At 70.6% G+C, this 19,005-nt stretch carries 17 protein-coding genes; 9 read left to right on the top strand and 8 right to left on the bottom strand.

Translation table 11 applies throughout. The features are described 5' to 3' along the window. Positions 1–109: 109 nt before the first annotated feature. A complete protein-coding gene (locus ACZ48X_RS09480) occupies positions 110–829 on the top strand; it encodes a transcriptional regulator TbsP domain-containing protein (protein WP_336352162.1) in 720 nt (239 codons plus the stop codon). 37 nt (positions 830–866) lie between these two features. On the opposite strand, the gene ACZ48X_RS09475 is transcribed toward ACZ48X_RS09480, so the two are convergent. Both ACZ48X_RS09475 and ACZ48X_RS09470 read right to left on the bottom strand, forming a co-directional pair. Beyond that, positions 867–1,919 (bottom strand): dipeptide epimerase, encoded by a 1,053-nt coding sequence (locus ACZ48X_RS09475; RefSeq protein WP_336352163.1) that lies wholly within the window; start codon positions 1,917–1,919, stop codon positions 867–869. After that, on the bottom strand, positions 1,916–2,935 hold the full coding sequence (locus tag ACZ48X_RS09470) for a DUF1611 domain-containing protein (protein WP_336352164.1): 1,020 nt from the start codon (positions 2,933–2,935) through the stop codon (positions 1,916–1,918). The genes ACZ48X_RS09475 and ACZ48X_RS09470 overlap by 4 nt, the downstream gene beginning before the upstream one ends. Before the next feature lie 256 nt (positions 2,936–3,191). On the opposite strand from ACZ48X_RS09470, the gene ACZ48X_RS09465 reads away from it, so the two are divergent. Beyond that, positions 3,192–4,967: a histidine kinase N-terminal 7TM domain-containing protein gene (locus ACZ48X_RS09465; RefSeq protein ID WP_336352165.1), complete on the top strand. Its 1,776-nt coding sequence runs from the start codon at positions 3,192–3,194 to the stop codon at positions 4,965–4,967. Positions 4,968–5,056: 89 nt separating this feature from the next. Here the strand turns inward: ACZ48X_RS09465 and ACZ48X_RS09460 are convergent, their stop codons facing one another. Both ACZ48X_RS09460 and ACZ48X_RS09455 read right to left on the bottom strand, forming a co-directional pair. Then, complete coding sequence (locus ACZ48X_RS09460) at positions 5,057–5,956, bottom strand: Vms1/Ankzf1 family peptidyl-tRNA hydrolase (RefSeq protein WP_336352166.1); 900 nt, start codon at positions 5,954–5,956, stop codon at positions 5,057–5,059. 131 nt (positions 5,957–6,087) lie between these two features. Next, a complete protein-coding gene (locus ACZ48X_RS09455) occupies positions 6,088–6,525 on the bottom strand; it encodes a DUF5802 family protein (RefSeq protein ID WP_379762887.1) in 438 nt (145 codons plus the stop codon). Between the two features lie 335 nt (positions 6,526–6,860). Between ACZ48X_RS09455 and ACZ48X_RS09450 the strand changes: the two genes are divergently transcribed. After that, positions 6,861–7,808, top strand: coding sequence for a hypothetical protein (locus ACZ48X_RS09450; RefSeq protein ID WP_336352167.1), 948 nt, complete (start codon positions 6,861–6,863; stop codon positions 7,806–7,808). Between the two features lie 60 nt (positions 7,809–7,868). Further along, complete coding sequence (locus tag ACZ48X_RS09445) at positions 7,869–8,531, top strand: ArsR/SmtB family transcription factor (RefSeq protein WP_336352168.1); 663 nt, start codon at positions 7,869–7,871, stop codon at positions 8,529–8,531. Here ACZ48X_RS09445 and ACZ48X_RS09440 read toward each other — a convergent pair. Then, positions 8,528–9,001 carry a hypothetical protein gene (locus tag ACZ48X_RS09440; protein WP_336352169.1) on the bottom strand — a complete coding sequence of 158 codons (474 nt, stop codon included), beginning with the start codon at positions 8,999–9,001 and terminating at the stop codon, positions 8,528–8,530. The genes ACZ48X_RS09445 and ACZ48X_RS09440 overlap by 4 nt on opposite strands. A gap of 67 nt (positions 9,002–9,068) precedes the next feature. Beyond that, positions 9,069–9,725 carry a hypothetical protein gene (locus tag ACZ48X_RS09435; protein ID WP_336352170.1) on the bottom strand — a complete coding sequence of 219 codons (657 nt, stop codon included), beginning with the start codon at positions 9,723–9,725 and terminating at the stop codon, positions 9,069–9,071. Between the two features lie 301 nt (positions 9,726–10,026). Here ACZ48X_RS09435 and gatD point away from each other — a divergent pair, with 301 nt between their 5' ends. From gatD to deoC, 5 genes are all read left to right on the top strand, one after another. Then, entirely contained in the window at positions 10,027–11,292 is a 1,266-nt protein-coding gene (gene gatD / locus ACZ48X_RS09430) for a Glu-tRNA(Gln) amidotransferase subunit GatD (RefSeq protein ID WP_336352171.1), read from the top strand. Further along, positions 11,289–12,272, top strand: a complete 984-nt coding sequence (locus tag ACZ48X_RS09425; protein WP_336352172.1) for a GNAT family N-acetyltransferase — start codon at positions 11,289–11,291, stop codon at positions 12,270–12,272. The genes gatD and ACZ48X_RS09425 overlap by 4 nt, the downstream gene beginning before the upstream one ends. 146 nt (positions 12,273–12,418) lie before the next feature. Then, on the top strand, positions 12,419–13,135 hold the full coding sequence (locus tag ACZ48X_RS09420; RefSeq protein ID WP_336352173.1) for a rhomboid family intramembrane serine protease: 717 nt from the start codon (positions 12,419–12,421) through the stop codon (positions 13,133–13,135). Between the two features lie 73 nt (positions 13,136–13,208). Beyond that, positions 13,209–13,772, top strand: coding sequence for a hypothetical protein (locus tag ACZ48X_RS09415; protein WP_336352174.1), 564 nt, complete (start codon positions 13,209–13,211; stop codon positions 13,770–13,772). 74 nt (positions 13,773–13,846) lie between these two features. After that, complete coding sequence (gene deoC / locus ACZ48X_RS09410; RefSeq protein ID WP_336352175.1) at positions 13,847–14,488, top strand: deoxyribose-phosphate aldolase; 642 nt, start codon at positions 13,847–13,849, stop codon at positions 14,486–14,488. A gap of 14 nt (positions 14,489–14,502) precedes the next feature. Here the strand turns inward: deoC and ACZ48X_RS09405 are convergent, their stop codons facing one another. Further along, positions 14,503–16,584, bottom strand: coding sequence for a hypothetical protein (locus tag ACZ48X_RS09405; protein WP_336352176.1), 2,082 nt, complete (start codon positions 16,582–16,584; stop codon positions 14,503–14,505). Between the two features lie 126 nt (positions 16,585–16,710). Further along, positions 16,711–18,732: a hypothetical protein gene (locus ACZ48X_RS09400; RefSeq protein WP_336352177.1), complete on the bottom strand. Its 2,022-nt coding sequence runs from the start codon at positions 18,730–18,732 to the stop codon at positions 16,711–16,713. Positions 18,733–19,005: the final 273 nt, after the last annotated feature.

The raw sequence follows: 19,005 nt of genomic DNA, 5'->3' as shown, positions 1-19,005 counted from the left end.
TGCCACCAGGCAGTGACCGGGCACCGAGCCCACGGGCGGCGACCCGGGACTAATTCGCGCCGACCTGGCCCATAATCTTAATATTCTGAATTTGCATGGTTGTATCGTCATGCTCGAAGGGTTCGTCACGGCCGGCGTCGGCGTGCTGCTGGCCGTGGGTGCGTGGGGACTGTACGCCGGCCGGTTCGACGTGCGCGGCGGCCGCGGACAGCTGTTCGTCGACGACGTCGCGTACCTCACACGCGCCGACCTCCGCGAGCCCTCGCGGCTCCTGGACGCGTCGAAGGCCGCGAACCTCGTCATCGCGGCGCTCGAGACGCTCCTGCTCGTCATCGCGACCGTCACCGTCGTCGCGGTCGCCGCCCGCACGAACCCCGCGCCGTGGTTCCTCGCGGTCGCCGCCGTCGGCGTGCTCGTCGGCGGGTACCTCGTCTGCCGCGGCGTCTACGTCCGCCTCGGGTTCGCGGTCCCGGAGCCCGCGCGTACCGTGAACGCGTTCGGCGCTGGTTTCGAGCGCGTCGCCGGCACCGACGCGGCGGCGGACTTCACCGCCATCCACGACGCGATGGGGCGGACGCGCGGCACCGGCGACTCCGACGCCGCGACCGCCGCCGTCCTCGCCGCCGCGCGCGCAGACGTCGACCCCGACGCGCTCCGTGATTGGGCGGCCGATAGCGGCCTCGCCAGCCCCGCCTCGGTCGACGCACGCATCGAGGACCTCGCCAGCGCGGGGCTGCTGGACCGCGACGCGTTCGCGCTCCCGGACGACCGACTCGCGACCGCGGACCCCGACGACGTCGCCGCGGTCGCGACGACGGCCATCGCCTGAATCGGTCGACGACCGCGTTCCCCGAGCGCTCGCTCGTTCAGCGCTCGACGGCGCCGGTCCCTGGCTGGTCGTCCGCGAACGCGATGGCGCCGCCCTCGCGGACGGGGCCGTCGTAGGGGTCGTCGGCGAGCAGGAGCGACCCGTCGAGGTCGACGTGGTCGCACAGCGGTGCGAGGTGCGCGCCCGCCGAGATGGCGGCGTTCGACTCGACCATGCAGCCGAGCATCGTCTCCAGGCCGTTCGCGCGAGCGGCGGCGAACAGGTCGCGGGCGGCCTGGACGCCACCGCACTTCATGAGCTTGCACGTCACGATGTCCGCGCGGTCAGCAATCTGTGGGACGTCGCTCGGGACGACGCAGGACTCGTCGACCGCGATGGGGAGCGGCGAGCGCTCGTAGACGTACCGAAGGCCTTCGGGGTCGGTCGCGGGAACGGGTTGTTCGACGAACTCGACGCCCGCGTCCGCGAGCCACTCGGCCTTCCGCACCGCCTCCTTCGGCGTCCACGCCTCGTTCGCGTCCACGCGCAGCGTCGCATCCGGCGCGCCCTCGCGGACGGCGTCGACGACCGCGCGGTCGCGGTCGGTCCCGACCTTCACCTTCAGCGTCCCGTAGCCCGCGTCCGCAGCGGCCGCGGCCTTCTCGCGGACTCGGTCGACCGAATCGAGCCCGATGGTGAACGACGTGTCTGGCGCAGTCGATGGGTCGAGCCCGAGGGACCGGTAGAGCGGGACGCCGAGGCGCTTCGCGACGAGGTCGTGGACCGCGATGCTGACCGCGGCGCGCGCCGCCGGATTGTCGTGCACCGCGCGCTCGCACTCGGCCTCTATCCGGCGCGTCTGGAACGGGTCGACGTCCGCGATAGCGGCTTCGAGGTCGGAGAGCACCGCCTCGACGGTCGCCGCGGTCTCGCCGTAATGCCGTGAGGGCGCGGCCGCACCCACGCCGACGACGGCGTCGTCTCCGTCATCGGCAGCGTCGTCGCGAACGCGAACGACGACGTTCTCCGCGACGTCCTGCGAGCCACGGGAGATGGTGAACGTGTCCGCGAGCGGGAGGTCGACGCGCTCGAACTCGACCTGGAGCGTCATAGCACCGCCTCCAGGACGCGCTCGCGGTCGTCGTCGAACCGGACGAGGTCGCCCGCGGGGGCGTCGAGCGCGGTCTCGTAGTCCGCTATCGCGGAGCGGGCGTCGCCGTCGTCGTCGACGTCGACGGTGTTCAGCGCGCCGGCGACGACCTCGGCGTCGTGGACAGGTGCGGCGAGGGACTCGTAGAGGTCGACGTACGTCTCGGGCGCCTGGAGCGCGTAGTCCTCGTAGCCGTGGACGGCGTCGCGGCCGGCCTCGTGACAGAGCACGAGCGAGTCGGGTTGCGCGCCGTGGAGGATACCGCACGTCACGGCGGAGTACGCCGGGTGCGTGATGGCGCCCTGGCCTTCGACGAAGAGGACGTCGTGGTCGTCGCCGACCTCGAGGATCATCTCCTCGACCGCACCGGCGGTGAAGTCGCTGACGACGCGGTCGACGCACGTCCCCCAGCCCTCGATCATGATACCGGTCTGGCCGGTCGGGACCACGGCCGCGTCGACGCCGCGAGCCTCCGCGGCGCGCGCGAGCTCCTCGGTGACGGTCATCTTCCCGACCGAGCAGTCAGTGCCGACGGTCAGGACGACCTCGGCGTCGACCTGGCTCGCGACGCCCTCCGCGACCCCGAGGTCCTCGGGCGGACGGCGGACGTCGTCTATCTCGCAGCCGTGCTCGGCGGCGAGCGCGGCGAACTCGTCGTCCTCGGCGAGGAAGTAGTGGAGCCCGGAGACGACGTCGTCGCCGCGTTCGAGCGCGGTGCGGACGTCGTCGCGCCAGGATTCCTCGAACCCGCCGCCGATCGGGGCGATACCGACGAGAAGCGCGTCCGCGTCCGGCGCGTCCGCCATCGACGCGACGATGGGGGCGTCCTGGACGCCCGTGACGTGGTCGCTGACGCGGTCGCCCGCGTTGTCGCGGTCGAGGACCGCGACGACGTCGTGGTCGCCGTACCGGAGCACGCCGAGCGCGGTCTTCGCGCGCCCGGGAAACTGCTCGTGAGCGAGGATGACTAGCTGCATACCCTCGACGATGAGTGCCCCTCGCTTGAACCTTGCCGGTAGCGGCAGTGCTGCGTCGACCGACCCACGACCGGCGCTCGTCGGTCGATTCTCCCGATGCCCGGTTGTTATCACAGATCCGACACTTGGTGTGGGCGTCGCTCTCGGTCGCGACCACGCCCCGGTACCACGAAGCGGTCGCGGTGATTACCGGAAACGCCGACCGGAATCGGCGAGAGGCTTTATGCCCTAATCTCTCGTACGTCCTGTCGATTCGATGCTCGCGGTCCTCGCGTCACCGTACGTGCTCGGGCTCGTCGTGGCGACGGTGGCGACGCTCGCACTCGGTGTCGCCGCCTACCGGCACCGCGACCGGCCAGCATCTCGCCCGTTCGGCGCGCTCTGCATCCTCCTCGCCGCCTGGGCGGCGACGACGTGCGTCGGCCTCCTCGTCGAGAGCCTGGACACGCGCCTGTTCCTCGAACGCATGCACTGGGTGTACGCCGCGATCGTCCCCGTCTTCTGGCTGTGGTTCGCGTTCGAGTACTCGGGGTACGGCCCCGAACTCACGCCCCGTCGGTTCGCGCTCCTCGTCGCCCCGACCGTCGTCTTCGTCGTCGTCCTCTTCGTCGACCCCGGAACCCTCGTCTGGTCGTCCTACGAACCCGTCGAGGTCGGCGGCCTCTACCTCATCGACCACAACCTCGGTCCAGCGACGCTCGCACTCAGCCTCTACCTGTTCGCCGTCACGTTCGCCGGCGCCGCCGTCATCGTCCGCTTCGGTCTCACCGCCGGCCACCTCTACCGCGACCAGACGGTCGCACTCCTCGTCGGCGTCGCCACCCCCATCCTCGTCTCGCTGTTCTCCATGGTCGACGTCACGCCACTCCGCGGCCTGAACGTCACGCCGTACGCGCTCGCCGTCTCCGCCGTCGCGTTCGGGAACGCGATGTTCCGCTACGACTTCCTCGAGAACGCGCCCGCAACGCGCCGATTCGGCCAGCACGTCGTCACGAAGAGCCTCCGCGACGGCGTGCTCGTCGTCGACGACCGGAACCGCGTCGTCGAATGCAACCCCGTCGCCGGCCGAATCCTCGACGTCGACCCCGACGACGCGCTCGGCGCCGAGATTCACGCACTCGTCGACGAGGACACGCTCGTCGACGGCACGTTCGACCAGAACGCGCACCTCTGGAACACGAACGGCACGCGCCGGTACGCCATCGAGCAATCGCCCGTCGTCGACCAGCACGACCACGAGGTCGGCCGCGTGTTCGTGTTCCGGGACGTCACCGAGACCGAACGCCGCGAGGAACGCCTCGCCGTCCTCAACCGCGTCCTCCGACACAACCTCCGGAACGACATGAACGTCGTCACCGGACGCGCCCGCGAACTCGAAGCGCGACTCGACGGCGAGGACGCCGCAACCGCAACGGAGATCGCGGACGTCGCGGACGAACTCGTCGAACTCTCACACAAGGCACGCACCGTCGAGACCATCATGGCGAACGACACCGCCGAGACGCGGTCGCTCTCGGCGCTCGTCGGCGACCTCGTCGACTCGATGACGCACGAACACCCCGAGGTCGCGTTCGACGTGAACGTCCCGGACGTCACCGTCGCTCGAAGCACGGTCGTGTACGCCGTCGTCTCGAACCTCGTCGAGAACGCGGTCGAACATGGTTCTCCCTGCTCCCGGCGGGACGCCGGGAACGCCGTGGAACACGGACGAACGGACGATGACGGCACGTGCTCGGTCCGCATCGACGGCCACGTCGACGGGAACGTCGTCGAACTCACCATCGCGGACGACGGCCCGGGCATCCCCGACGTCGAACTCGCAGCACTCCGCAACGGCGAGGAATCCGCGCTCGAACACGGGAGCGGCCTCGGCCTCTGGATCGTCGCATGGGGCATCGAACGCCTCCACGGCAGCGTGTCGATAACGGTCGACGACGGCACCACCGTCACGCTCGAACTCCCCATCGCCGGGACGACCCGCGACCCCGACGCGGACGACGGCCGCTGGCGCGGCGACGACGGCACGCTCTAAGGGAGCAGTCAGTAGTGGCGACGGCACGCTCTAAGGGAGCAGTCAGTAGTGGCGACGGCACGCTCTATACGGCGACGGAGCGTGCCGCGTCAGATAGCGCGGAGCGTCGTCGCGAAGAACTCGTAGAAGGCGTCGTCGAGCGCGTCCTCGGGGTCGCCGCTGGCGTCGACGGCCGCGGTCGCGGTCGCGTCGACGTCGAGCGCGTCCACGAGGCGAGCGTCGCCGACGGCGTACAGCCGGTCCGGGTCGACGTCGCGGATGGCGGCCTCGCAGTCCGCAAGGTGCTCGTCGATCTGGGCGTCCCGGCGACGCTCGAAGCGCCCCTGCGAGAACCCGCCCTTCGAGTGGTCGCCCTTCACGTCGCTCCGGAACCCACGGAACGAGACGCGGTCGCGCCCGTCGTACTCGCCGACGGCGAACACGCCGGCGCGGACGAGCGCGAGCGCGAACGACCCCGTCGGCCGCATCCACTCGTCGTCGACGCGGAACCCGTCGCCCCACTCGCAGAACGCCGCCGGTGGCGCGGGCACGTCCAGGGTTGCGCTCACGACCCCGGCGTCGTCGGCGACCGCGAGACACGGCGCGGCGCGCTGGACGAGCGCGGCGCGGTCACCGAACGCGTCCGCGACGGCCTCGGGGAGGTCGTCGTCGTCGACGTACGCCGTCAGCGCGCCCTCCGCGCCCGCGTCCACGCTCCGGAGGCGCGCGAGCACCGCGTCCAATCGCTCGCCGCGCAGCATCTCCACGCGCCGGTACGACAGCGACGCGTCCCCGTCGCCGCGGTCGCGTTCGCGTTCGACCTCGCCCTCGAGCTGCGCGATCTTGTCCTCGAGGCGGTTCACGCGCTCCTCGGCGTCCTGGCGCGCGCTCGCCGCCTCCGACCGTCGGCGCTCCTCGGCCTCGTACTGCTCGCGGAGCCGTCGCTTCTCGTCCTCGAGCTCGTCGATGCGGTCCTTCAGGGCGGCGCGCCCGAGCAACTCGTCGAGCATCGTCTACGACGCCGGCGGCCGGCGCCTTGACGCTTCCGGGACTCGCGACGCGACCCCCGGGCGACCAGCCCGCGGGACCGGCCGTCCGTGCGCGGGCCGGACGCGACGGGTGCGGGCCAGCAGCGTCCGGGTCAGGTCCCGGTCGGACCGCCCGGGCCGCGCGGGCCACGCGGGCCACTCGGCCCGAACCGCGTCGCACCATCGCCGCCGCCCTCGTCGTCGTCGTCGCGGGTCGCTGGACGCGTGAACCGCAGGAGTTGCTCGGCGCGGTCGGCCTTCGCGAGGAACACCTCGGTCAACGTCGGCGGATTCCCCACGTCGAGCGACGAGAGCAGTTCCTCCGGGATGGCGAGTGTCTCCGCTGGGACGCCGTCGTCGCCGTGCACCGGAAAGTGCGCCGTGTCGAGCTTCATGACGAGCGACTCCGGTGTCGACGCCGTCGCGTCGCTGGTGTACAGTTGCTCGCTGACCCGTTCGTGCGTGGTGCGCTCGATGAGCGCACGCTCCTCGCGCGACGGCGTGACGTACAGTCGCCCGAGGTAGTAGCCGCTGGAGAACTCCTCGAACATCTCGCAATCTAGCCCATGATACTTGTTACCAAAAGCCTTCCGGGGGATTCGGGACTCGAAACGCCAGACGGAACGACCGACGAGCCGAGCCCGACCGCGAACGCCGCGCTCTCGCTCCAGAGATCGCGTCTGCACGCCCGCCCCTCGAACCGCACGTTCGGAGCCCGGAACTCGTCCACTGGCTCGCCGTCGCCGCGGCCACCGTCCGCGAGCGGAATCGCCACCAAACGGCGGGTTGAACGCTCCTGAACGGTCGGGTCGCGTCCCCGAAACCGCCGTGAACGGTTCGAAACGAACGACCTCCTTTTAGGATGTGGCAGTCATTCGACGAAGTGATGAGAACGACCCTCGCCGTCTCCCTCGTGCTGGTCGCGGTCCTCGGCGCCGTCTCCGTCGCCGCGGCCGGCCCGCTCGGACCCGCCACCGTCGGGAGCCAGGGACCGGCCGCCGCCGACGCCGGTGCGACGGCATCGAACGGGAGTACCGCCAGCATGGGCGCGGAGGTGTCCGCGTTCATGCAAGCGAGCGCCTCGGACGCGAACGCCTCCGTCGACGAGGGCATGTTCGCCGCCGAGTGGAATCAGAGCAACGCCAGCGCCGACTCGCTCGTCGACAAGCGCGCGAACGCCCTGGAGAACCGCCTGAACGCGCTCCAGAACCAGAAGGAGCGCTTGCTCGCGCAGAAGGACGACGTGAGCGACGTCGCGTACACCGCTCGGATGAGCGCGCTCGCCGCTCGCATCGACGCGCTCCAGAGCGCGCTGAACGCCACGAGCGACCGCGCCCGGAAGGCGGGCGTGAACGCGACGCGCCTGGACGAACTCCGGTCGAACGCGAACAACCTGACCGGGCCGGAGGTCGCCGCTATCGCGCGGAACCTCAGCGTCGGCGTCGGCGGCCCACCCGCCGGTACGCCCGGCAAGGGTCCCGGTGGCGCCGGGCCGCCCGGCCAGAACGAGCCCGGGAACGGCGCAGGGGCCGCGAACAACTCCACGCCGGGGAACGGCACGCCCGGCGGCCAGAACGGAAGCACCGGCGGGCCAGCCGTCGAGAACCCCGGGAACGACACCATCCAGGGACCGACGACGAACGGCTCCAACGGGAGCGTGACCGCGGGAAACTCCTCCGGCGGTGGGCCAGGTGGTAGCGGAAGCGACGGTGGTAGTGGGAGCGACGGCGGGAACGGCGGCGGGAACGGCGGCGGGAACGGCCCGAACGCGCTGACCGCGACCGACGGCGAGCACGCGCCGTCGGTGTCCGAGCGAATCGCCGGCCGGCGCTAACCTCGCGCGGTCGTCGACAGCAGACATTCTTTTACGCGCTCGCCGTCAACTCGTAGGTGAATGGATTCCGCGGCCTTACTGGACCTCCTCGGGAACGAGAACCGACGGCGGATCCTCCGCTTGCTCGCTCGAAAACCGTGCTACGTCACGGAGATAAGCGAGTACCTCGGCGTCTCCCCGAAGGCCGTCATCGAGCACCTCCGGAAGCTCGAGGCCGCGGGCCTCATCGAGAGTCACACGGACGACCAGCGCCGGAAGTACTTCCACATCGCGCGGAACCTCCGACTGGAGGTGAACGTGTCGCCGTACGGGTTCGCGACGAAGAGCGCGTACCCCGCCTCCAAGTCCCTCAATCTGAACCGGTGCTCGCACCTCACGCTCGAGATCCAGGACGCCGACGAGGACCACGACACGGACGAACTATTGAGCGACCTCGCGCGCCTGGAGGAGTTGGAGAACGAGCTCTCGCTCGCGCAGCGGTACGTGCAGGGACGGATGACGGACGTCCTGGAGCGCATCACGGAGGCGGTCGGTGCCGGGCAGGATTCGGGGATGTACGCGGACGTCCTCTCCGCGGTCAAGCAGGAACCCCGGGGCGTCGTCGAGCTCGCGAACGCGGTCGACGCGCCGCCGGGGATGGTCGAGGAGGTGCTCGTGGACCTCCAGGAGAACGGGCTCGTGACGCACGAACCCGAGGGCTGGACGCTCGCGACCGACGACTAGGCCAGGCGGTCGAGGAGCGCGAAGTAGCGCGGGTGTGCGTCGTCGTCGTAGTACTCGCGAGCGACGCCCATCGTCGCGGTGACGCCAAGCAGGGTCCCTTCGACGACTGCGAAGAGCCCCACGAGGACGTCGGGGAAGTCGCTGAGGAGGAGGGCGAACGCCGCGAACCCGAGGAGGGCGACCGCGACGCCGAGTGCGTGGTCGCGGACGACCCCGCGGGTGGTGCGGGCGTCGCGGTACGCGGCGTGGTCGAAGCGCGCGTCCGACCACAGTCGGAGGACGGTCATGGCTGGCACGATGACGAGGAGGGCGACGCCGAGGTAGAGCGTCACGGTCGCGTCGACGCCGGCGGCGTTCGCGGCGAGTGCCGCGACGCGGACGACGCCGACGAGCGCGAGCAGCGTCGCGGCGAACACCGCGAGCGTCCGCCACGGGTCGAGCGCGTACGCGTCGTGCGTGAGGTCGAACACGCGCCGGGCTTCGACCGACGCCGGAAAATACGTTCCGTCCGCGAGACAGGTCTCCGCGTCGACGGGATTACCAGCCGGGGACGTCGTCGTCGCCGCCGCTGCCGCCTTCGACGTCGGCGGTGAGGCCGGCGCGGAGGTCGCGCCCGAAGTAGTGCCCGAGGAGTGCGACGAGCATCGTCGCGATCGTCGAGACGGCGAGGATGGGGACGCCGATACCGGAGAGCGTGACGAACATGTTCGTCGTGATGAGCGCGAACAGGAAGCCGACGACGCCGCTGGCGACGAGCGTCTCCAGGTATCGGCTGTCGCTCGCGCCGACGCCGTGTGCGAACGCGGCGACGCCGACGCCGAGCAAGCGCGCGAGCCCACCCACGAACGGGATCGGGATGAGGCCGCCCGCCATCGCCCCGGCGAACACCAGCACCGCCGAGATTCCCGCGCTCGTCGGGTCGAAGTACTTCCGGAACCCGCGGTCGTCCGTCGCCTCCGCCGCCGTCCCCGTGGTCTCCGCGTCCCGCGTTCGCGCACGCTCTCGACTCCCGACGTCCGCCTCCAGGCCACCCATCGCGTCGTCGAGACTCGACCCACCAGTCGACCCGTCGCTCGACGACCCCGCCTCGCCACCGCTCCCGTCCTCATCCAACCCACGCAGGATGTCGTCCGTCTCGGACAACAACTCGTCCGTGGACTTCTCGACGGTCTCCTCCTTCGACCCGTCGCTCATACCCCACATTTTCCCTCCAACTGACATGGGCCTTTCGCCGACGTTCCTTCTGCGTCGCGTCGCCTTCGGCGAGCACCGCCCGAAAGAACGTCGAAACGGGTCGCTCGCGCGCTCCGAGCGCTCGCGGTGAGTGCGGCGGACCGCACCGCGACCACGCCGCAGGTTTACGTCTAATGTAAACCTCTCTGGTGGGTGGGCGTCGCGGGAGCGTCGGTAGTGGCGTCGTGGCGTGCCGCGGCGATGCCCCGAGAACTGGGGCCAAACGAGTGGCTTCAAGTCCACGCACGCGGTACCGCGAGGTATGAATCCAGGCGACCGCGTTCGCGTCGACCGCGCGGACCAGACGTACGAGGGCGTGCTGTTGCCGTCGAGTGACGCGGAGCAACTCGTCGTGAAGCTCGACGGCGGCTACAACGTCGGCGTCTTGCGCGAGGACGCGGACGTGGACGTGCTCGAGTCCGGCGTGTACGACATCGAGGGCGACGAGCCCGACGAGGGCGAGAGCTCGACCATCGAGTTCGACGAGGACCTCCCGACTATCAGCCTCATCTCCACCGGTGGGACCATCGCGTCGACCGTCGACTACCGCACCGGTGCGGTGACCGCGCAGTTCGACGCGGAGGACGTCCTGCGTGCCGTCCCCGACCTCGCGGGGCGCGCGAACTACCGCGGGCGCGTCGTCGCGAACATCCTGAGCGAGAACATGGACCCCGGCATCTGGCAGGAGCTCGCGCACGCCGTCCACGAGGAGATCGAGCAGGGCGCCGACGGCGTCGTCGTGATGCACGGGACGGACACGATGCAGTACTCCGCGTCGGCGCTCGCGTTCATGCTCGACACGCCCGTTCCGGTCGTGTTCACGGGCAGCCAGCGGTCGGCGGACCGGCCGTCCTCGGACAACGTCATGAACGCGGTGTGTGCGGTCGAAGCCGCGAAGAGCGACTGCGCGGAGGTCCTCGTCTGCATGCACGGGAGCGAGAGCGACGACGACTGCGCGCTCCACCGCGGCACCAGGGTGCGGAAGAACCACACGAGTCGCCGCGACGCGTTCGAGACCGTCGGCGCTGAACCGCTCGGCGTCGTCGACTACGACGCTGCGGCCGACGAGGACCCCGAGGCGGTCCGGTTCCGCCGCGAGCACGCCGAGCGCGACAGCGTCGACCTCGACATCGAGCCGGCGCTCGCGTCGGACGTGGAGCTCGTGAAGTTCACGCCCGGCATGGACCCCGCGTTCCTCGAGTACTGCGAGGGGAAGGCCGGCGTCGTCGTCGAAGGCACCGGCCTCGGGCACGTCCACACGGACTTCATCCCCACGCTGGAATCGCACGTCGACGACGGTACGACCGTCGTCATGACGAGCCAGTGCCTCGAAGGCCGCGTCTGCGACCGCGTGTACGACACCGGCCGCGACCTGCTGGACGCCGGCGTCGTCGAAGGCGAGGACATGCTTCCGGGGACGGCGAAGGTGAAGCTCATGTGGGTGCTCGCGAACCGCGACGACCCCGCCGCCGCGATGGGCGAGGATCTCGCCGGCGAGATACAGGAGCGCTCCGTGCCGTGGGAATGAGCGGCGACGTCGACGGACGCGTCGACCCCGCGGACGCGACGTACCGGCGTGCGACCCACGACGACTACGACGACGTGGAGGCGTTCACGCAGGACACGTGGAGCGACCGCGACGGCAGCGACTACATCCCGCGCATCTACCACGACTGGATCGAGGCCGACGACCCCGACCGTCACGACCAGCAGTACACGTGCGTCGCCGAGGTCGACGGCTCCGTGGTCTCCATCGCCCAGACCGTTCTCTTGAGCGAGCACGAGGCGTGGTGTCAGGGGATGCGTACCGACCCCGACTATCGCGGCGTCGGCATCGGGAAGGAACTCACGCACGAGATGTGGGACTGGGCGCGCGAGCACGGTGCGACGGTCGCGCGGAACATGGTGTTCTCGTGGAACATGGCGGGCCTCGGGCACTCCCGGGGCGTCGGGTTCGCGCCCGCGACCGAGTTCCGCTGGATGCACCCCGACCCGGACGCGGACGCCGCGATACCGGGCGGCTATCGATTGTCGAGCGACGTGAACGCGGCGTGGTCGTACTGGACGGCGAGCGACGCTCGCGCGCACCTCGGCGGCCTCGGGCTCACCGACGAGGAGTCCTGGGCGGTCAGCGAACTCACCCGCGAGTCGTTCGCCGCGGCGGCCGACGACCGCGAACTCCTCGCGGTCGGGAGCGACCGGGGAACGCACGCGGTCTCCTATCGCGTCCGCGACTTCGAGCGCGAGGACGACGACGGCGTCGAGCAGACCTACGCCGAGTACGGCGTCGCCGGCTGGGACTCCGCGGCCGCGCTCCGCGCGCTCGTCGCCGGTATCGCCCGCGACGCCGCCACCCTCGACGCGACCGCGACGCGCGTCCTCATCCCGGAGACCGCACGCCACGTCTCCGACGCGAGCCTCGTCCGCGCCGGCATCAGCGACGAACCCGACTTCGTCATGGCCGCCGACCTCACCGCCGACTACCGCGGCGACGCGCACCTGCGCTGACGGGGCGTCGACGCGCACCTGCGCTGACGGGGCGTCGACGCGCACCTGCGCTGACGGCGGACGCGGCGCTCGCCGCCGGGTCATTCGGACGCGCCGCCGCCGCTGTTGGCGGAGCCGTTAAGCGCCCGTAGCCCGCCTCATCTGACGTGACCGAGCCGCACGAGGAGTCGCTGCGTTCGCTGCTCGCCCGCGGCGCGAGCGCACTCGCCGTCGACGTCCGCGACCGCGACGCACCCGTCACGGCGCTGGTCGTCGCGAGCATCCTCGTCGTGTTCGTCGTGCAGGCCGTCACCGCCGTCCGTCTGGACGCGCCCATCGGCGTCGTCACCGCGTCCGTGTTCGTCAGCGAACCCGTGCTCGCATGGCTTCTTTCGCCGCTCCTCCACCGCGACCTCCCGCATCTCGCCGCGAACGTCGTCGTCCTCGCGTTCGTCGGCACCGTCGTCGAACCGCACTTCCGACGCCGGGACTACGTCGCGTTCCTCCTCGCGGCCGCCGTCCTCGCCGGCCTCGGCGGCTACCTCTCGAAGGCCGCGTTCACCGTCCGCCCCGTGACCGCCTACGGCGCGAGTGGGCTCGCGTACGCCGTCGCCGGCTACGCACTCGGCCTCCCCGTCGCCGGCGTCTCTCTGGACCGAGACGCGCTCTCGGTCTACGGCGTCCTCGACCGCACCACGCCGGGGGAGCGCGTCGCCGCCGTCTTCGGCGTCGCCGCCGCCGCCACCGTCGTCGCGGACGTCGCGACCGGCCCGTACCTCACGTTCGACTGGCTGAACGGCGCGCACGCCGTCGGATTCCTCGTCGGCGTCTGGATGACGCTCGTCCACCGCCGCGGCCGTCGACGGGACGCGGTGCCCGCGTAGGACGGTCGCTCACCGACGCGACAGCGACACCGGACCAACATTTTATTTATACTTGAAGGCAATTTGAATCAACATGTTTCTCGACGCGTTCATCGTGCTCGTCGCCGCACTCGTCCCTGCCGCCCTCGCCAGGCGAACCGAAGCATTCGAGCGGACCCCACACGCACCGTACGTCGCCGCGGCGGGCGGTCTCCTCCTCGCCTCCGCCTTCGTCCCCTGGGTCACCGTCGGCGAGTACGCCTGGGAACTCCAGGGGGGCTTCACCATCATCGCCGGCCAGGGGACGCCCGATGCCGGCCCATTCTTCGGGTCGTACAACAGCACCGTCCTGAACGCCAGCACCGGCACCGCACTCCTCGTCTTCGCATTCACCGGCCACGACCGCGCACTCCACGCCGCCCTCCTCGTCGCCGCCGCCCCCGTCCTCGCCGCCGCCAGCGATCTCGTCACCGTGCTCACGACCGGTACCGTGGACGACGTCCACGTGCTCCGACTCACCGGCAACGACGTGAGGGAACTGATGCTCGACGACGTCACCGTCACCCTCCACGTCGGGGTGCTCGCCGCCACCGCCGCCGCCATCCCCCTCGCAGTCGCCCTCACCCGGACGGGCCGACCCTGGTCGCGGTTCCGATAGCGCCAGCCACCGACGCGCCCGTCGGCCGCGACTCACCCGCGCGGTTTTTGGTCCCCACGCCCGAACGCCGGGCCATGAACCGCGAGGAACTCGCCGCCAGCATCGACCACACCGTCCTCGGCCCGGAGACCACGCTCGACGACGTCCACGCCGTCCTCGACACCGCGAGCGAGTACGGGATGAACGCGTGCATCCCACCGTGTTACGTCGCCGACGCCAGCGAGTACGCGCCCGACGTGACGCTCGCGACCGTCGTCGGGTTCCCGCACGGCCAGCACGCCCCCGGCGCGAAGCTCGACGAGGCGACGCGCGCGTGGGACGACGGCGCCGACGAACTCGACGTCGTCATCAACATCGGACGGCTCAAAGCCGGCGACGTCGACGCCGTCGAGGCCGAGCTCGCGGACCTCGTCGCCGCCGTTCCCATCCCCGTGAAGGTCATCATCGAGACCGCGCTCCTCACCGACGACGAGAAACACGCCGCCTGCCGGGCCGCCGCGGCCGCTGACGCCGACATGGTCAAGACCAGTACGGGGTTCGCCGACGGCGGCGCCGAGGTCGAAGACGTCGCCCTGATGAGCGAGTACCTCCCCGTGAAAGCCAGCGGCGGCGTCGGGGACTATTCGACTGCCCGCGAGATGTTCGACGCGGGCGCCGTCCGCATCGGCGCCTCGTCGGGCGCCGCCATCGTCGACGACTACGACGCGTCAACGTAGCGGTCTCGCGACGGTCACTCGCGGCGCGCTCGACGCTGGACGCGGCGCGCGAGCACGCCCACGAGTGCGAGGACGGCGGGGAGCGCGCCGAACCCCGGGAGAGGGCTGCCGCCGCTCTCCGTCCGCGTCGTCGTCACTGGCGCCTCGACGTTGTCGTCGCCCTGGAACCCGGAGTAGCGACCGAGGAAGTACAGGCTGTCGAGGGTGTCAGGCGTCGGGAACTGCTCCATGGCGAGCGTCCAGGTGCCGGGGAGGTGGACGGTCGTGTTCGGGCCGACCGCCGCGTGCGAACGGACCTCGCGTTCGGTCGCGTTCGCGGGGAACGCGCCGTCGAGGTGGACGTACGTCTCAGCGCTCTCGGACGAGGCGGCCGCCGCCACCGCGGTCGTGGCGTTCCGACCGAACGCCCGAGTGAGGAACGCGCGGAGCGTCGACCCGTTCTCGGCGAGCGTCGCCGCCCGTACTCGCACCGAGTCCTCGTCCAGATCGACGGTTAGCTTCCCCTCCTCGAGCGAGGACCGCGCGACCGCGGCGACCAGGCCTTCGGGGTCGACCGCGCCCAGTCGCGGCGTCCGGTTGCCGTCGCCGAGCAGGCCTCCGGCGGACTCGAGGAGCGACTCGTGCTCGAGTTCGTACTCGAGGTCCGCGTGCGTTCGACCCTCGTGCGTCCCAACGTCCACGCCGACGGTCACGTTCGGCAGCGGCGCGAGCCCGCGGTCCCGACGTGCCGCGCGGAACGAGGTCACGTTCGTCGCGTCGAACCTGACGCTTCCATCGACGATGAGCGTGCGGTCACTCGGCGCGTTCACGGACGCCGCCCAGCCGAGCGTCCCCTTCATGCCGGACGCTCCCATCGCCGCGACGCTCGCCCGTGCCCGCTCGACCGCCGCGGTCGCGCGAGCGTCGTCGCTCGCGTTCGCTGCGACGCCGAGCGCCGCCCGCACCAGCGGCCGGTAGTTCGAGACGGTGACGTCCCACGTCCGCCGCACGGACCGTCGGTCCGCGTCCACCCGGACGTGCACGCGCTCGACGGACAGCGCCTCGACGCCGTCGACGAGCGCGTCCGGCGGCGGCGTCGACCCTGCGTCGTCGCCGACGGCAGTCCGGACCGACGCCGACACGCGCCGGGCCACGCCCGCGTCCACGCCCTCGTACCGGACCGCGTACGTGACCGTCACCCGGTTCGAGGCGCTCTCGTTGTCTATCCAGTCGTACGAGCGCAGTTCGACCGTCGCCGTGCCGTCGAGCGACCGCGCGATGCGGCCGTACTGGGCCTCGAGCGTCGCCGTCGCGTTCGCCACCGAGTCCCAGCGGGCGACGCTCCCGTTCGGCACCCGGTACGCCTCCGTGGCCACCAGTCGGTAGCCGTTCGCGACCTCCTCGAGCGCGTACTCGCGGTGCGAGCGCTCCCCGCGCTCGCCCGTGAACCGGACGGTCGCCCGACCGCTCGACGCGACCCTGCTCGCGTTCACCGACACCGTCCCGGCCGTCCGCGCAGCGTCGATCCGCGGCGACCCGACGTCCTCGGGGTCCCGCGAGAACGTCGCCGTCACGTTCAGCTGGCCGTACGCCTGCCCCTCGATACCGCCGTCGTCCGCGTTCCGCCGTAGCAGGTGCATGCCGCCCCACGCGTCCACCTCCCGGACCGCAGCGGGCGTCCCTAGCTCGACGCCGGCGTCTCCCGTCACCGCGTTCGGCGTGAACGTCGCGTCCACCTCCCCCTCGACGTCGGTCGTCTGTGCGAGCCGGTCGCGGACCAGCACGTCCACCAGTCCCGAGGTCGCGTTCACGCCGAGGTCCCCGCTCCCGCCCGCGGGCACGACGCTCTCGCCGCTCTCGCCGTCGGTCTCGTAGACGAGGACGGCGTCGCCGTTCTCCCGGACGTACACCGCGTCGCCGACGCGAACGGAGTCGTTCTCCGGCCCGACGGCAGCGACGGCGACCGACGACGCGGACGCACGCCCGAGGTCGGCCGCACCGGCCGTGCTTCCGACCGCTCCACCGCCGGTCGTCGCCGCGGTCGCTGGCGTCGCGCAGACGAGCGCGACGACGAGGAGGACGACCAACGGGCGGTCCGACTGCGAGGAGTAACGCATTCACCCGACGGACGACACCCACCCCCTTCAACCGTTCGGTGGCTGACATCTCTGCGGGCGGTGGCCGGCGCCGTCGCTGGCGACCGACTCGAAGAACGAAGAAACCGGTGGAGGGCGACCGCGTGGTTACTCGTCGCGACTGCGGAGGCGACCGAGGAGCAGCGCCGAGACCGCGGCGACCGCGGCGAACGCCGCGGGCACACCGAAGCCGGGCAGGCCACCGCTCCCGGTGCCCTCGGTGCCGCTATCGGTTCCGTCGCTCGTCTCGGGTTCCTCGATACCGAGGTAGTCACGCGCCTCCTCCTGGTCCATCTTCGGGAACGACTGGGACGCCGGGTCCCAGTCACCGGGGAGGTGGACCTCGGTGTCCTCACCGACGGCCTCGTGCGCGCGTACCTCGCTCTCGGACGCGTTCTCGCCGAACGCCCCCTCGACCGCGACGTACGCCTTCGAGTCCTCGCCGAGGTTCGCGTTCATCGACGCGATGTCCCCGCCGAACTCGTCCTGCATCACGGCGCGGAACGACGTCATGTTCTCGAAGCTCGCACCAGCCTGGAACGTCACCTCGTCGCTCCCGACGTTCACGTTCATCTTCGCCTTCTCGAACTCCGACCGCTGGAACGCTTCGACGAACCGCTTGACGCTGTCGGTGTTCGCCCCAGTCCCAGTGCTCGCGGAGTCAGCGGACTCCATGAAGCTGTCGAGCGCCCCATCGACGAGGTTCTCCTGCTCGACGCTGTACTCCATCTCAGCGACGACCTCCTCGCCCTCGGTCTGCGCGGTCGCCGAGAACGACACCGAGCCGCCCGTCGGGACGTCGCGACTCTCGAGCTCCGCGACGTACGCCTCGTAGTTCTGCGTGTCGAACTGGAACGACCCCTGGACGCGGACCGCGTCCTCGCTCGGCGAGGAAACCGACCCCTCCCAGGAGTACGTCTGCACGAAGTCCGAGGCCTTCATCGCCTCGTAGTTCGTCCGTGCCGTCTCGATCTGCTCGGTCACGTTCTCGTCGTCGCTCGCCTCCTCCGCGAGGTCGAATCCGGCGTCGACGAGCGGCTCGTAGCCCGAGAGCTGGACGTCCCACGACGCCTGCATCGACTTGCCCTCGGCGTCGAGCTTCGCGTGCACGCGGTCGACGTTGAGTTCCGCCACGGCGTCACCGACCGCTTCGGCGGTCTCCGTGGACACCTCGACGTCCTCCGCGCTCGTGATCGACTGCGCGACCTGCTGGCCGAGCGCGTCGTCGATGTTCGAGTACACGATCTGGTACTCGATGTCCAGCAGCATCCGGCCGTCGTCGGCCTCCGTGAACGAGTAACTCGAGACGCGCACGTCGGCGCTCCCGCCGAGCGCGCTCGCGATGCTCGCGTACTGCTGTTCGATGGTCTCGGTCGCGTTCTCCTCGGTGTCCCACTGGCTCGCGAAGTACGACGACACGTAGTACTCCTCCGAGGCCTGCAGGCGGTACTGGTTCGTGCCCTCCTCGAGCGTGTACTCGCGGTGCTGGACCGTTCCGAGGTCCTCCGCGTACTGGACGTTCGCGGACCCGCTCGTCGAGAACTCGTTCGCGGCGACCGAGAGCTGGCCCTCGGTGGACGCGGACTCGACCGTGGAGGTCATCGAGTACTCGCTGTCGTCGACGTACGTCATGTCGAAGTTCGCTCGCGCGGACGCGTCGGACTCGGTGCGTTTCGCGCTCACGTCGACGTCGAGGCTCTCGAGGTTCTCCGGGCGCGGCGCCTGGAACGAGCCGTTGCCGACGAGCGAGGACGACGTCAGGACGACCTGTGCGCCGCCCGTGACGTTCGTCCCGTCCTCGATGTCGTCGCGGACGAGCACGTGCATCAGGCCCTCGGTGACGTTCAGGCCGAGGTGGCCGGTTGCGGTGGACGTGCTCGTGCCGGCCTCGCTGTCGTTCTGCTCGTAGACGAGGACGGCGTCACCGTTCTCGTGCACGAAGATCTCGTCTGCCGATTCGACCGTGTCGTTGTCCGCCGGCGTCGTCGCGCCGACGGACGCCGTGGACGCCCCGCTCGCGGGGGCTGTCGTCGCGCCCGCCAGGGCGGTAACGCTCGCGGCGCTCGAACAGACGACGAGGAGCGCCACCAGCAAGGCGGTGGACGACCGTAGTTTGTCGGGGAATTCCATGCACTAGTTCGTAGCACTGGGCTACTATAATCGTTTCCCGTTTGACATTCGTTGCGGTGCGTTCACATGATACGTGGTGTATCCGGGTGAAAACATCGTGCTGGCGTGGTGGTGGCCCGAAATTTCGCTCGGCTATCGTTCGCGCCCAGGCCACGCTGAGATCCTGTCTTATCGGAAAGTGAGAAGCTTCCGACGCGCTCCGAACCGGTAACGGCTGCTGGTTCTCGGCGTCGACTCCGCACCGAACGGCTCCGCTGGCCCGAGGGCCGCGCT

The sequence above is a fragment of the Halorubellus litoreus genome, assembly GCF_055378595.1.
The sequence above is the reverse complement of the archived record's forward strand: the minus strand, read 5'-3'. Positions and strand labels throughout refer to the sequence as shown.